The 12,521-nt window shown below is 71.6% G+C and carries 15 protein-coding genes and 1 riboswitch; of the genes, 3 read left to right on the top strand and 12 right to left on the bottom strand.

The window, feature by feature from the left end:
- Position 1: 1 nt before the first annotated feature.
- The 5 genes from rpmI to AB0A90_RS31300 all read right to left on the bottom strand — a co-directional run bounded on the left by rpmI (position 2) and on the right by AB0A90_RS31300 (position 3,517).
- The gene (rpmI, locus tag AB0A90_RS31320; RefSeq protein ID WP_110566082.1) at positions 2 to 196 is read right to left on the bottom strand and encodes a 50S ribosomal protein L35; all 195 of its coding nucleotides are present in this window, start codon (positions 194 to 196) and stop codon (positions 2 to 4) included.
- A 20-nt stretch (positions 197 to 216) separates the two neighbouring features.
- Positions 217 to 867, bottom strand: a complete 651-nt coding sequence (infC, locus tag AB0A90_RS31315) for a translation initiation factor IF-3 (protein WP_357254880.1) — start codon at positions 865 to 867, stop codon at positions 217 to 219.
- Positions 868 to 1,462: 595 nt separating this feature from the next.
- Complete coding sequence (locus AB0A90_RS31310; RefSeq protein ID WP_357254878.1) at positions 1,463 to 1,936, bottom strand: PH domain-containing protein; 474 nt, start codon at positions 1,934 to 1,936, stop codon at positions 1,463 to 1,465.
- A gap of 403 nt (positions 1,937 to 2,339) precedes the next feature.
- On the bottom strand, positions 2,340 to 3,185 hold the full coding sequence (gene hisG, locus AB0A90_RS31305; RefSeq protein ID WP_357254876.1) for an ATP phosphoribosyltransferase: 846 nt from the start codon (positions 3,183 to 3,185) through the stop codon (positions 2,340 to 2,342).
- Positions 3,186 to 3,235: 50 nt separating this feature from the next.
- A complete protein-coding gene (locus tag AB0A90_RS31300) occupies positions 3,236 to 3,517 on the bottom strand; it encodes a phosphoribosyl-ATP diphosphatase (RefSeq protein ID WP_355030129.1) in 282 nt (93 codons plus the stop codon).
- A 117-nt stretch (positions 3,518 to 3,634) separates the two neighbouring features.
- Here AB0A90_RS31300 and AB0A90_RS31295 point away from each other — a divergent pair, with 117 nt between their 5' ends.
- The 3 genes from AB0A90_RS31295 to AB0A90_RS31285 are packed head-to-tail and all read left to right on the top strand — an operon-like array spanning position 3,635 to position 6,080.
- The gene (locus AB0A90_RS31295; protein ID WP_357254874.1) at positions 3,635 to 4,492 is read left to right on the top strand and encodes an ABC transporter substrate-binding protein; all 858 of its coding nucleotides are present in this window, start codon (positions 3,635 to 3,637) and stop codon (positions 4,490 to 4,492) included.
- On the top strand, positions 4,489 to 5,334 hold the full coding sequence (locus tag AB0A90_RS31290; RefSeq protein ID WP_357254873.1) for an amino acid ABC transporter permease: 846 nt from the start codon (positions 4,489 to 4,491) through the stop codon (positions 5,332 to 5,334). Before AB0A90_RS31295 ends, AB0A90_RS31290 begins: the two co-directional genes overlap by 4 nt.
- A 2-nt stretch (positions 5,335 to 5,336) precedes the next feature.
- On the top strand, positions 5,337 to 6,080 hold the full coding sequence (locus AB0A90_RS31285; RefSeq protein ID WP_357254872.1) for an amino acid ABC transporter ATP-binding protein: 744 nt from the start codon (positions 5,337 to 5,339) through the stop codon (positions 6,078 to 6,080).
- A gap of 37 nt (positions 6,081 to 6,117) precedes the next feature.
- Here AB0A90_RS31285 and ribH read toward each other — a convergent pair whose 3' ends face one another.
- The 7 genes from ribH to rpe form a co-directional block, all read right to left on the bottom strand.
- The gene (ribH, locus tag AB0A90_RS31280; protein WP_357254941.1) at positions 6,118 to 6,618 is read right to left on the bottom strand and encodes a 6,7-dimethyl-8-ribityllumazine synthase; all 501 of its coding nucleotides are present in this window, start codon (positions 6,616 to 6,618) and stop codon (positions 6,118 to 6,120) included.
- A 2-nt stretch (positions 6,619 to 6,620) separates the two neighbouring features.
- Entirely contained in the window at positions 6,621 to 7,886 is a 1,266-nt protein-coding gene (locus AB0A90_RS31275) for a bifunctional 3,4-dihydroxy-2-butanone-4-phosphate synthase/GTP cyclohydrolase II (RefSeq protein WP_357254870.1), read from the bottom strand.
- Positions 7,887 to 7,962: 76 nt separating this feature from the next.
- A complete protein-coding gene (gene pnuC, locus AB0A90_RS31270) occupies positions 7,963 to 8,649 on the bottom strand; it encodes a nicotinamide riboside transporter PnuC (protein ID WP_357254869.1) in 687 nt (228 codons plus the stop codon).
- On the bottom strand, positions 8,649 to 9,287 hold the full coding sequence (locus tag AB0A90_RS31265; RefSeq protein WP_357254867.1) for a riboflavin synthase: 639 nt from the start codon (positions 9,285 to 9,287) through the stop codon (positions 8,649 to 8,651). Before AB0A90_RS31265 ends, pnuC begins: the two co-directional genes overlap by 1 nt.
- A 1-nt stretch (position 9,288) precedes the next feature.
- On the bottom strand, positions 9,289 to 10,350 hold the full coding sequence (gene ribD / locus AB0A90_RS31260) for a bifunctional diaminohydroxyphosphoribosylaminopyrimidine deaminase/5-amino-6-(5-phosphoribosylamino)uracil reductase RibD (RefSeq protein ID WP_357254865.1): 1,062 nt from the start codon (positions 10,348 to 10,350) through the stop codon (positions 9,289 to 9,291).
- 193 nt (positions 10,351 to 10,543) lie between these two features.
- Positions 10,544 to 10,714, bottom strand: a riboswitch (FMN riboswitch).
- Positions 10,715 to 10,791: 77 nt separating this feature from the next.
- Positions 10,792 to 11,748 carry a response regulator gene (locus tag AB0A90_RS31255; protein WP_357254863.1) on the bottom strand — a complete coding sequence of 319 codons (957 nt, stop codon included), beginning with the start codon at positions 11,746 to 11,748 and terminating at the stop codon, positions 10,792 to 10,794.
- Between the two features lies 1 nt (position 11,749).
- Positions 11,750 to 12,430 (bottom strand): ribulose-phosphate 3-epimerase, encoded by a 681-nt coding sequence (gene rpe, locus AB0A90_RS31250; protein ID WP_357254861.1) that lies wholly within the window; start codon positions 12,428 to 12,430, stop codon positions 11,750 to 11,752.
- Between the last annotated feature and the right edge of the window lie 91 nt (positions 12,431 to 12,521).

Genomic DNA, 12,521 nt, shown 5'->3' with positions numbered 1-12,521 from the left:
GTCAGCGGCCGAGCAGCTTCTTGATGCGCTTGACGTCAGCCTTGGCCACCTCGACCGTGCCGGTCAACCGGCGGGTACGGGTGGAAGACTTGCCTTCCAACAGGTGGCGCTTGCCGGCCTGCTCGGCCACGATCTTGCCACGGCCGGTCACCTTGACCCGCTTGCCCATACCCGTGTGGCTCTTCATCTTCGGCATGTGGAACGTCTTCTCCCCTGTTACTCGCCGCTGGTGTCGGCGGCGAGGCCGGTGTTACCGGCTGCTGCGGTCTCGCCGACCGCCGCGGTCTCATCGGCTTCCGGAGCGGCGGACTCATCCGCTGCCCGGTCCCGAGGTGCACCGCGGGACGCCGTGGCGGCGACCGCGGAGGCCTTGACGGCCCGGTGCGGAGCGAGAACCATGATCATGTTTCGGCCGTCCTGCTTGGGGGCGGCCTCGACGTATCCCAGGTCCGTGATCTCGGATTCGAGCCGGCGCAGGAGCCGGTAACCCAGCTCCGGGCGGCTCTGCTCGCGACCACGGAACATGATCGTCACCTTGACCTTGTCGCCCGCCTTGAGGAACCGCACCACGTGACCCTTCTTGGTCTCGTAGTCGTGCGGGTCGATCTTCGGCCGAAGCTTCATTTCCTTGATGACGGTCTGCTGCTGGTTACGCCGCGCTTCGCGCGCCTTGAGTGCGCTCTCATACTTGAACTTGCCGAAGTCCATGAGCTTGCACACCGGCGGGCGCGCCATCGGCGCAACCTCGACCAGGTCCAGATCGACGTCCGCGGCCAGCTGAAGGGCGCGCTCCAGCGGGACGATGCCCACCTGCTCACCCTCGGGGCCGACCAGTCGGACCTCACGTGCCCGGATCTGCTCGTTCACGCGTGGTTCGACGCTGATGGGGCCTCCTCGAGTCGTTTCTGCTCAGGTACCGACCCCGGCGGCTCCCAGGCGGGAACCGACCTGGAAAGCAGAAGGCCCCGGCGCATGCCAGGGCCCGCTCGACCGGTCGGTGCGATCACAGGATCACACGTCCGGTGCCGGGACGTGCCCGGAACCGGTGACCGGACCCGGCCACCGTAGCGGCGACTCGGGTGGGAGCAGGCGCTCCGCTTTCAAGGCTGCCTGCTCGCATGCGGAGACAGCCCGGTCGACTCGATAACACTACACCCGCGCCCCGGCTGGCCTCAAACCGGGCACACCCCCGCCACGCTGGGCCTACCCGCCGCGCTCCCGGACGGTCGACCCCGCCCTGCCGGCGCGCGGCGGGCGCTCAGCCCCGCCGCTCCCCGTGTGTGCGGCGGATGCTCGGCCCCGCCCCGGGGCGCGTCGGGAGCTCGACCCGCCCTGCCCGCGCACGGCGCACGGCGCACGGCGCGTCAAGATCCGCGCAACATCGGCGATAGTGCTGCCTCCGGCGGGCGTGAGGCAGCAGTTTCGGTGTTGTTGCTCGGATCTTGGACAGCTGGGGGTCGGCTCAGCGGCCGCTGGCACGCTCGGCGAGACGGGCCTGGTGCGCCTCGTGCAGTCGCCGCAGCGCGCGGACCCCGTCCACGGCCAACTCCTTGTCGGCGGCCTGCAGGGCGACCATCGGCAGGAGATCGTCGTCGTGCAGCTCCAGGCTGGCCCACGGCGCGCCCCGGTCGAAACGGACTCCCCGGACAACCTCCCAGGGCAGCTCGTAGGAGCTGATGACGTTGCGGACCCGAATGCCGCGAGCGTCGGCCTCCACCCGCGGACGGGTGAACAGCAGGAAGCCCAGCGCGCCGAAGATGCCCAGGCCGATCATGGCGATCTGGTCGCCACGTTGGAAGCTGCCGTAACCGTCGCCGGTCGGCCCGCTCAGCGAGGTGGCGACCAGGCCGAACACGACCACCAGCGCGACCGCCGCCGACCAGCAGACCACGCGGATGCGACGGGGCTTCAGGTGGACCAGTTCGGTGTCACTCACCCCACCAGTCTGCCATCCGCACCCGCCCGTCGAGCGCACCACCCGCCGAGCCACCGCTCAGCCCGCACCGCCCCGCGCAAGCCGCGCCGCCCCGCGCAATCCACACCGCCCGCGCAAGCCGCACCGCCCCGCGCAAGCCACACCGCCCCGCGCAAGATCGCGCTTGATCCGGGATGTAGTGGCCTCGGTGGCGCTGGAGGCCACTACATCAATGATCGAGCGCGACCTTGCGCGGGCCGGGCGTCCACCACGGGCGTCGACACCACCGCCTCGAACCCCGCGGCGGCGCGAATGACAGATCCACTCGGCATCGGCGAAGCGGGGGTGTCCCAGGCATTCGGACACCCCCGCTTAGCGAAACCGAGTTGATCAACCGCCGGGGTCGAGCGGTGGATGCCGACGGTCAGAGGCGACAGGCGTGGATGTTGGTGACGAGGATGGCGCGGGCGCCCAGCTCGTACAGCTCGTCCATGATGCGGTGGACGTCGTCGCGGAGCACCATCGCCTGCACCGCCACCCAGCCCTCGCGGTGCAGCGGCGACACCGTGGGCGACTCGATGCCGGGGGTGAGCCCGCTGGCCCGTTCCAGCAGACCCGCCGGCACGTCGTAGGCGAGCATCACGTAGCGGCGGGCGACCAGCACACCGTGCAGGCGACGCAGCAGCTGCGCGGCCTGCGGGTGGGCCGGCGCGGCGGCGCGGCGGACCAGCACCGCCGAGGAGCGCAGCAGCGGCTCACCGAACACCACGAGGCCCGCCTGACGCAGGGTGGCGCCGGTCTCCACGACGTCCGCGATCACGTCGGCGACGCCGAGGCGTACGGCGTTCTCCACCGCGCCGTCGAGGCGGATCACGTCGGCCTTGACGCCCACCTCGCCGAGGTGCCGCTCGACCAGCCCGGGGTACGCGGTGGCGATCCGGTGCCCGCCCAGGTCCTGCACCGAGGCGATGTCGTCGGGGCGGGCGGCGAAGCGGAAGGTGGCCTGACCGAAGGCGAGGTCGACGACCTCCTCCGCCGGCGCGGCCGAGTCGATCAGCAGGTCCCGGCCGGTGATCCCGAGGTCGAGGTCACCGGACCCGACGTAGGTGGCGATGTCCTTGGGGCGCAGGTAGAAGAATTCGACGTCGTTGGCCTCGTCGCGGCAGACGAGGTCCTTGGGGTCGGTGCGCTGGCGGTAGCCCGCCTCACGCAGCATCTGGGCGGCCGGCTCGGCCAGGGTGCCCTTGTTGGGAATGGCGACACGCAGCATGACGGGAGTGCTCCTTCGATCCGGATGGCGATCAACGGGTGGGGATGCACTCACAGATGTCGGTAGACGTCCTTGAGGTCGAGACCACTGGCGAGCATGAGCACCTGGACCTGGTAGAGCAGTTGGGAGATCTCCTCGGCGGTGCGTTCCGGCCCCTCGTGCTCGGCGGCCATCCACGACTCGGCCGCCTCCTCGACGACCTTCTTGCCGATGAAGTGCACGCCCTTCTCCAGGGCGGCGACGGTGCCCGAGCCCGGGGTGCCGGCGGCGGCCTTGGCCTGCAGCTCGGCGAACAACTCCTCGAACGTCTTCACGGTGGACGATTCTTCCAGCCACCGGGGCGGCACCCCACGTCCGGGTCCGCCGAAATCCAGCAAGCGGACAATTCCCTATCAACACGGTGGGGTAAAACCCCAAGCAGACTGGTCGATACCTCTACGCTGTCGGCCATGGCCAGCAGCTCACGTCTCCTCGCGCTCACCCTCGCCGGTGCCGCCGTCGTCGCCACCGCCGGATGCGCGCCACAGAAGGAGCCGACCCCCACTGTCACCGCGCCGTCCTGCGCCAAGGACAGCCTGCCCACGCGGACGCCGGGCAAGCTCACCATCGCCACCGACCAGCCCGCGTACGAGCCGTGGTTCGTCAAGGACAAGCCGGACAACGGCGAGGGCTTCGAATCCGCCGTCGCGTACGCGGTGGCCGAGAAGCTCGGCTACGCCCGCGCGGACGTCTCCTGGACCCGGGTCAAGTTCGACACCGCCATCGCACCCGGGCCGAAGGCCTTCGACTTCGACATCAACCAGGTCTCCATCACCGACGAGCGCAAGCGGGCGGTCGACTTCTCCGCGCCGTACTACCTGGTCCGGCAGACCGTGATCGCGTTGAAGTCGTCCAAGATCGCCGGCCGGAAGTCGTTGGCGGAACTCCGTGACGCCCGACTCGGCGCCCAGGTCGGCACCACCAGCCACCAGGCGATCGTCGACGTGCTCAAGCCCGCCAGCAAACCCCAGGTCTACAACAGCAACGACGACGCCAAGAAGGCCCTGCAGAACGGGCAGATCGACGGTCTGGTGGTGGACCTGCCGACCGCCTTCTACATCACCGGCGCGGAGATCACCGACGCGACGATCGTCGGGCAGGTGCCGCAGGTCGGCGCGCCCGAGGCCTTCGGGTTGCTGCTGGACAAGAACTCGCCACTGACCCCCTGCGTCACCGGCGCGGTCGGTCAGCTCACCGAGGCGGGCACGCTCAAGCAGCTGGAGGAGAAGTGGCTCGCGCAGGTCGCGGGGGCGGCCGAGCTGCGGTGACCCTGCTCGAACACGTTCCCTCCGAGGCGCAGCGCCGGCGGTCGGCGTACCGGCATCGGCAGACCGTCTACAGCGTGCTGGTCGCGGCCTGCTCCACGGCGGCGCTCGGCACGCTGCTGGTCGTCGCGCTGACCGGCGCGCCCGGCTGGGACCGGGTCCGGCAGTCGTTCCTGGACCCGGCGATCGCCGCCGACGCGCTGCCGGCGGTGCTGGGCGGGCTCTGGCTCAACGTCCGACTGCTGGTCTGCTGTGCCGTCGGCGCGCTGGCGCTCGGGCTGGTGATCGCGGTGCTGCGGACGTTGCGCGGCCCGATCTTCTTTCCGGTCCGGGCGCTGGCCGCCGGATACACCTACACCTTCCGCGGTCTGCCGCTGATCATCGTGCTGTACGTGCTCACCCTCGGTGTGCCCGGCCTGCGCCTACAGGGCATGCCGCCGGCGCTGGTGCTCGGCGGGCTCGCCCTGGTCCTCACCTACGGCGGATATCTCGCCGAGGTGTTCCGGGCCGGCATCGAGTCGGTGCATCCCAGCCAGCTCGCCGCGGCCCGTTCGCTGGGCCTGACCTACCGGCAGACCATGCGGCACGTGGTCCTGCCGCAGGCCGTCCGCCGGGTGGCGCCACCGCTGCTCAACGACGTGGTGGCGTTGCAGAAGGACGTCGGGCTGGTCTCGCTCGCCGGGCCGATCGACGCGGTCCGGGCCGCCCAGATCGCCACCGCCCAGACCTTCAACTACACGCCGTACATCGTGGCGGGGGTGCTCTTCGTGCTGCTCGCGATCCCGCTGATCGCGGTCACCGACTGGGTGACGCTGCGGGCGGCCCGCCGACAGTCGGGAGGCTGACCATGGCGGTGCTGCGGTGCCGGGGCCTGCGCAAGGAGTTCGGCGGTCAGGTCGTGCTCGACCAGCTCGACCTGACGGTCGCCGAGCATCAGGTGGTCGCGCTGATCGGCGCCTCCGGCTCGGGTAAGTCCACCCTGCTGCGCTGTGTGAACCTCCTCGAGGAGCTCGACGACGGCACCATCGAGTTGGACGGGGAGGACATCTCCGATCCCCGGGTGGACCCGGACCGCGTCCGCCGGCGGATCGGGATGGTGTTCCAGGCGTACAACCTGTTCCCGCACCTGAGCGTGTTGGACAACATCACCCTCGCGCCGCGGCGCGTACACCGGCGGGATCGTGCGGAGGCGGAGGCGCAGGCCCGGGAGTTGCTCGACCGGGTGGGTCTGGGCGGCCGGGCGGACGCCTACCCGGATCGGCTCTCCGGCGGGCAGCAACAGCGGGTGGCGATCGTCCGGGCACTGGCGAACTCACCTCGACTGATGCTGCTCGACGAGATCACCTCCGCGCTGGACCCGGAACTCGTCGGCGAGGTGCTGGCGATGATCCGGGACCTGAAGGCCGACGGCATGACGATGGTGCTGGCCACCCACGAGATGGGCTTCGCCCGGGAGGTCGCCGACCAGGTCTGCTTCCTCGACGCCGGGCGGGTCGTCGAGAGCGGCCCGCCGGAGCAGGTGTTCGGCGAGCCGACCCAGCCGCGGACCCGGCAGTTCCTGCACCGGATCATCGAGGCCGGTCGTCTCTGAGGGCCCGCCCCCGGAGACGACCGGGGCGGCACGGACGTCAGCCGCCGAAGCCGACCCGCTGGGCGTTGCCCGCCGCGACGGTTCGTACGGCAAGCGCCGCGTCGAGTGCGGCCACCGTGGCGGCCCAGCCCTTGTCCTCGGCCGAGCCGGGCAGACCGGCCCGGTCGCGGGCCTGCTCGATGGTCTCCACGGTCAGCACCCCGTGCGCCACCGGCTTGCCCTCGTCCAGCGCCACCCGGGTCAGCCCGTCGGTCACCGAGCGGCAGACAAAGTCGAAGTGGGCGGTGGAACCGCGCACCACCACGCCGAGCGCGACCACCACGTCGCAGCGACGCGCGAGGGCCTGCGCCACCACCGGCAGCTCGACCGAGCCGGCGACCCGGGCGACGACCGACCGCGCCCCGCACGCCTCGGCGGCGGCCACGGCCCGCTCCAGCATGTGGTCGGTCAGGTCACCGTGCCACCGGGCGGCCACGATCCCGACGGTCAGCCCCGCGGCGTCCACCGCGTCGACTCCCGGCTCACCGAAACCCGCCATCGTCATGCTCCGATCTCGTCGTTGGCGACCGGGCGCCCCAGCGGCGCCTCGGACACCTCGTCCAACTCGTCCAGCAGGTGACCCATCCGGTCCCGCTTGGTGCGCAGGTAGCGCAGGTTCTCCGGGTGCGCGCCGGCCGGCAGCCCCTCCCGGCCGGTGATGGTCAGCCCGTACCCCTCCAACCCGGCCCGCTTGGCCGGGTTGTTCGTCAGCAGGCGCATCGAGCGCACGCCGAGGTCGTAGAGGATCTGGGCGCCGGTGCCGTAGTCGCGGGCGTCGGCCGGCAGGCCCAGGTCGAGGTTGGCGTCGACGGTGTCGCGGCCGGCGTCCTGCAACTGGTACGCCTGCAGCTTGTGCAACAGCCCGATGCCGCGCCCCTCGTGTCCGCGGACGTAGAGAACCACGCCCCGGCCCTCGCGGCCGACCCGGGCCAACGCGGCGTCCAACTGCGGCCCGCAGTCGCAGCGCAGCGAGCCGAACACGTCCCCGGTCAGGCACTCCGAGTGCACCCGGACCAGCACGTCCTGGCCGTCGCCGAGGTCACCCAGCACCAGGGCGACGTGTTCGGCCGGATCGTGCTCGGCACGGTAGCCGAGCGCCCGGAACACCCCGTGCCGGGTGGGCATCCGGGCGTCCGCGACCAGTTCGACCTGCTTCTCGGTACGCCGCCGGTAGGCGACCAGGTCGGCGATGGTGATCAGCGCGAGGCCGTGCTCGGCGCAGAACTTCTCCAGGTCCGGCACCCGCATCATGGTGCCGTCGTCGTTGACCAGCTCGCAGAGCACGCCCGCCGGGCGCAGACCGGCGAGCCGGGTCAGGTCGATCCCCGCCTCGGTGTGCCCGGGTCGCCGCAGCACCCCGCCCTCGCGGGCGCGCAGCGGCACCACGTGTCCGGGCCGGGACAGGTCGGTCGGGTCGGTCGCCGCCGAGGCGAGCAGCCGACTGGTGTGCGCGCGGTCGGCCGCCGAGATGCCGGTGCTGACCCCCTCCCGGGCGTCCACGGTCACCGTGTAGGCGGTGCCCCGCCGGTCCTGGTTGGTGTGGTGCATCGGCGGCAGGTCGAGGCGGTCGGCCTCGCTCTCGGTCAACGCCACGCAGACGTACCCGGAGGTGTAGCGCACCATGAACGCCATCAGCTCCGGCGTGGCCAGCTCGGCCGCGAAGATCAGGTCGCCCTCGTTCTCCCGGTCGGCGTCGTCGACCACGACGACCGGCCGGCCGGCGGCGATCTCCGCGATCGCCTGCTCGATGCTCCCAAAACTGGTCATGCCGCCACTCCACTTCGTTCCATGGCGTCATGACCCACCACGGCGCTGAACCTGCTGATTCGCTCGCTCCGCTCGCTCATGCGACGGCCTCCGTGTAGGTGGGACGGACCGGGGCCGGTCGGGTGGCGCGCGAGGTGCGCCACCAGGCGGCGAAGCCCCAGGCGCAGATGGCGCCGTAGACCAGGTACATGACCGCCGACGGATAGAAGCCGCCACGCAGCAGCAGCGGCACGCCGACGGCGTCCACCGCGATCCACAGCAGCCAGAACTCCACCCAGCCACGAGCCATGCCGTAGGTGGCCAGCAGGCTGCCGGTGAGGATCCAGGCGTCGGGCAGCGGACCCCAGGAGCCCAGTGCCTTGAGCACCGGGTACGCCGCGGCGGTGCCGACCACCGCGGCCAGCAGCAGCATCAGCCGCTCCCGCCCGGTGGCCCAGCGCGGGACGACCGCCGCCTGACCGGCGTCGGCGCGACGGTTCGACTGCCAGCGCCACCAGCCGTAGACGCTGACCGCGAAGAAGAACACCTGCCGGCCGGCCTGCCCGTACAGGTCGTGCTCCTGCGGGGTGGCGAACACCCCGCCGAGGAAGACGGTGAGGAGCAGCGCGTTACCGACCATGCCGACCGGCCACGCCCAGACCAGCCGGCGCAGCCCGAGCAGCGCGGAGACCAGCCCGAAGGCGTTGCCGACGATCTCCCGGAGCAGCACCGGCGAGCCGGCCACCTGCACCTGGGCGTCCAGCAGCCAGCTGAGCGGACCCATCAGGCCACCTCGCCCAGGGTCGAGGCCATCGGGCGAGCGTCGGTCAGCCGGTCGCCGAGCAGCCGCTCGACGTACTTGGCCAGCACGTCGACCTCCAGGTTGACCGGGTCGCCGACACCCTTGGCGCCGAGCGTGGTCAGCGCGAGCGTGGTCGGGATCAACCCGACGGCGAACTCGTCCGCGCCCACCTCGGCCACGGTCAGCGAGACGCCGTCGATGGTGATCGAGCCCTTCTCCACCACGTACCGCGACAGCGCGGCGGGCAGGCGGAACCGGACGGTCTCCCACTGCTCGGCCGGCTCCCGGGAGATCAGCTCGCCGACGCCGTCGACGTGGCCCTGCACCAGGTGCCCGCCGAGCCGGCTGCCGAGGGCGGCGGCCCGCTCCAGGTTGACCGGGTCGCCGACGTTCAACGCGCCCAGCGCGGAGCGGCGCAGCGTCTCGCCCATCACGTCGGCGGTGAAGACCCCGTCGGTGACGTCCACGACGGTCAGGCAGACGCCGTTGACGGCGATGGAGTCGCCGTGCCGGGCGTCGGACGTGACGAGCGGACCGCGCACGGCGACACGCGCGGAATCACCCGCCGTGGCCGTGACCCGGACGATGTCGCCCAACTCCTCGATAATGCCGGTGAACATGTCAGCCCTCCCTTTTGCGGGGCAAAGCGGTGATCCGGAGATCCGGACCGACCTGCGTAACGTCGACGAACTCCAGATCGATGGCCTCGGCGATGGTGGTCACTCCCGCGTCGACCAGGGCGGTCGGTCCGGCGCCGAGCAACCGGGGCGCCACGTACCCGACGATCTTGTCGATCAGGCCGGCCCGCAGGAACGCGCCGGCCAGTCGGGGGCCGCCCTCCAGCAGCACCGCGCGGACCCCGCGCTGGTGCAGCGCCGCGAGCAGCGCCGACAGGTCGACCCGGCCGTCCGGGTCGGCGCCGACCTCGTCGGCCGTCGCGATCCACGTCCGCGCGGCGCCGTCGCGGACCTGGGCGTCCGCCGGGGTACGCCCCGAGCTGTCCACGACCACCCGCAGCGGCTGCCGGATGGCCAGGCTGCCGTCGCGCAGGTTGCGGGCGGTCAACCGGGGGTCGTCGGCGAGGACGGTGCCCACCCCGGCGAGCACCGCGTCGACGGTGCCGCGCAGCGCGTGCACGTCGATCCGGGCCGCCTCCGAGGTGATCCACATGCTGGTGCCGTCCGCCGCGGCGGAGCGCCCGTCGAGCGTGGCGGCGTACTTCCAGATGACATACGGCCAGCCGCGGCGCATCGAGGTCAGCCACGCGACGTTGCCGGCCTCGGCCTCCTCGCCGCGTACCCCCAGGTCGACCCGGACCCCGGCGGCGCGCAGCGTGGCGGCGCCCCCGGACGCGACCGGGTTCGGGTCGGGTACGGCGATGACCACCCGGGAGACACCGGCCTGGACGAGCGCGGAACTGCAGGGGCCGGTGCGACCGGTGTGATCGCATGGTTCCAGGGTGACGACTGCGGTGCCGCCCTTGGCGCGTCGCCCGGCCTGCGCCAGCGCGACGATCTCGGCGTGCGGCCCGCCCGCGTACGCGTGGAAGCCCTCGCCCACGACCTGGCCGTCCTCGTCGAGCAGCACGCAACCGACCACGGGGTTGGGACTGGTGGTGCCGAGCCCGCGTGCCGCCAACTCGATCGCACGCCGCATCGCCTCGTCGACGGAGACGCTGGCCATCGCCCTGCCCTGCCCTCTCACTCGCCGGTCCGCGCGCGGCGGTCAGGGAGGCTGCGGCCATGGGGCCGCGGGCAGGCGGTGGCGGATCCGGGAACGGCGCGAGCCGCCCACGGATTCCGGGAACGGCACAGCCGCCCCCGGAGGGTCGGCGCGGCACGCTGAAGCCAGCGGCCGGCTCGGACCCGTCCGTCCCGCGCGCTGTCTCCCATCCGGACTGTCTGGGAGCGGACGAACCGCTCCCAACCGTCGGCCCCGGATTTTCACCAGGTCCACCGGGCAGCAGAGCCGTCCGGGTCGCGGGCTGACCACGGTTGGACCGTGGATCACCGCCGGTTCGGAATTTCACCGAGTCCCGCCAGCGCGTGGTGGGTACAGGAAAGTGTTACATGCAAAAGGGCGCGCGTCGCCACCTAGGCGAGCTACTTCACAGGGCCGTCATGCTCACGTGACACCACGGCGCCGGTCCACCGCGACGTACGACCCCGGTTGACTCTTGGCCACCGTCTTCATCTCCGAGGCCACCGCGATCGCCTCCAGGGGGTCGGTGAACCGCTTGCCGGCGTCGGAGAGGGACACCCCGATGGAGAGCGTGACCAGGGCGGCGCGGCGGATGGTGCCGCGCCGGTCCTTCAGCTCGACGAAACCGCGCTCCCGGTCGGTCGGGTCGTAGAGCGTGTCGGCCGCATTCTCGAAGTCGACGACCGCCCGGGACGTCAGTGGGCGCACCTGGTCCGGTGCGCAGACGATGACGAAGTCGTCGCCGCCGACGTGACCGAGGAAGGCCGGTGGCAGCCCGACGCCCACCACCGCCCGGTGCAGGCTCCGGGCCAGCGCGGAGATGAAGTCGTCGCCCCGCACGAAGCCGTACCGGTCGTTGACGCTCTTGAACCGGTCGATGTCGACGTAGCCGACGGCGTAGTCCACGCCGTTGCGGACCCGGTCGCTGATCTCCCGCCGGATCCGGCTGTTGCCGGGCAGCCCGGTCAGCGGGGAGACCTCCCGGAACTCCTTGTTGCGGCGCAGGGTGGACGAGACCCGGGCCACCAGCTCGGCGGTGTCGAACGGCTTGACCAGGTAGTCGTCGGCGCCGGCGCTGAGCCCGTGCACCTTGTCGACAGTCATCCCCTTGGCCGTCAGCATGATCACCGGAAGGGCGGAGGTCATCGGGTCGGCGCGCAGCCGCCGGGTCAACTCCAGCCCGTCGATGCGGGGCATCATGAGATCGACCACCGCCAGGTCCGGTCGCTGACGCTCGATGACCTCCAGGGCCTCCTGGCCGTCGCTGGCGTGGATCACCTCGAAGCCGTGCAGCCGCAGGTTGAACTCGACGAAACGAGCGATGTCCGCGTCGTCGTCGACGACGAGGATGATGTCCTTGCGGTCGACCTCGGGTTCCACCTCAGGCCCCGGGAGCCGCGCGTTCCGCCAGCGCCCGCAGGTGTCGTACCGCCTCCGCCGGGTCGGCGGCGCCGTACACGGCGGTGCCGGCCACGAACGCGTCGGCGCCGGCGGCGGCCGCCTGCTCGATGGTGTCCGCGGCGATCCCGCCGTCCACCTCGATGCGCAGCTCCAGGTGCCCGGCCGAGACGTGCCGGCGGGCGGCACGCACCTTCTCCAGCAACTGTGGAATGAACCGCTGCCCACCGAAACCGGCCTTGATCGTCATGATCAGCAGGGTGTCGAAGCTGGGCAGCAGGTCCAGATACGGCTCGATCGGAGTGTCCCGGTCGATGGCCAGGCCGGCCTTCGCACCCGCCGAGCGCAGGTCCTTGGCCAGCGCCACCGGGTCGTCGGCCGCCTCCGCGTGGAAGGTGACGTTGTACGCCCCCGCGTCGGCGTAACCGGGCGCCCACCGGCGCGGATCCTCGATCATCAGGTGCACGTCGAACGGCATCGCGGTGACCGCCCGCAGGCTCTGCACCACCGGCAACCCGATGGTCAGGTTCGGCACGAAGTGGTTGTCCATCACGTCGACGTGCAACCAGTCCGCGGCGTCCTCGACGGCACGGACCTCTTCGGCGAGATGGGCGAAATCGGCGGCCAGGATGCTCGGCGCGACGATCGGCGGCGGTACGGTCACGGGGCCAGTGTACGAACGCGGTCACGCGCGACCCGCAGCGCGGCACCAACTCCGACGCGTTGTGATGCGACAGTGACCAGTGGTGCAGAAT

Origin of the sequence: Micromonospora sp. NPDC049204 (genome assembly GCF_040647935.1) — a bacterium.
Lineage (GTDB): Bacteria > Actinomycetota > Actinomycetes > Mycobacteriales > Micromonosporaceae > Micromonospora.
This window is presented reverse-complemented; position numbering and strand designations above follow the sequence as displayed.

Excerpts from the sequence above, each read along its gene's own strand:
- rpmI (WP_110566082.1), bottom strand. The coding sequence starts at position 196 with ATGCCGAAGATGAAGAGCCACACGGGTATGGGCAAGCGGGTCAAGGTG.
- hisG (WP_357254876.1), bottom strand. The coding sequence starts at position 3,185 with ATGCTGCGTGTCGCCATTCCCAACAAGGGCACCCTGGCCGAGCCGGCC.
- AB0A90_RS31295 (WP_357254874.1), top strand. The coding sequence starts at position 3,635 with ATGGCCAGCAGCTCACGTCTCCTCGCGCTCACCCTCGCCGGTGCCGCC.
- AB0A90_RS31285 (WP_357254872.1), top strand. The coding sequence starts at position 5,337 with ATGGCGGTGCTGCGGTGCCGGGGCCTGCGCAAGGAGTTCGGCGGTCAG.
- ribH (WP_357254941.1), bottom strand. The coding sequence starts at position 6,618 with ATGGCGGGTTTCGGTGAGCCGGGAGTCGACGCGGTGGACGCCGCGGGG.
- AB0A90_RS31275 (WP_357254870.1), bottom strand. The coding sequence starts at position 7,886 with ATGACCAGTTTTGGGAGCATCGAGCAGGCGATCGCGGAGATCGCCGCC.
- pnuC (WP_357254869.1), bottom strand. The coding sequence starts at position 8,649 with ATGGGTCCGCTCAGCTGGCTGCTGGACGCCCAGGTGCAGGTGGCCGGC.
- AB0A90_RS31265 (WP_357254867.1), bottom strand. The coding sequence starts at position 9,287 with ATGTTCACCGGCATTATCGAGGAGTTGGGCGACATCGTCCGGGTCACG.
- ribD (WP_357254865.1), bottom strand. The coding sequence starts at position 10,350 with ATGGCCAGCGTCTCCGTCGACGAGGCGATGCGGCGTGCGATCGAGTTG.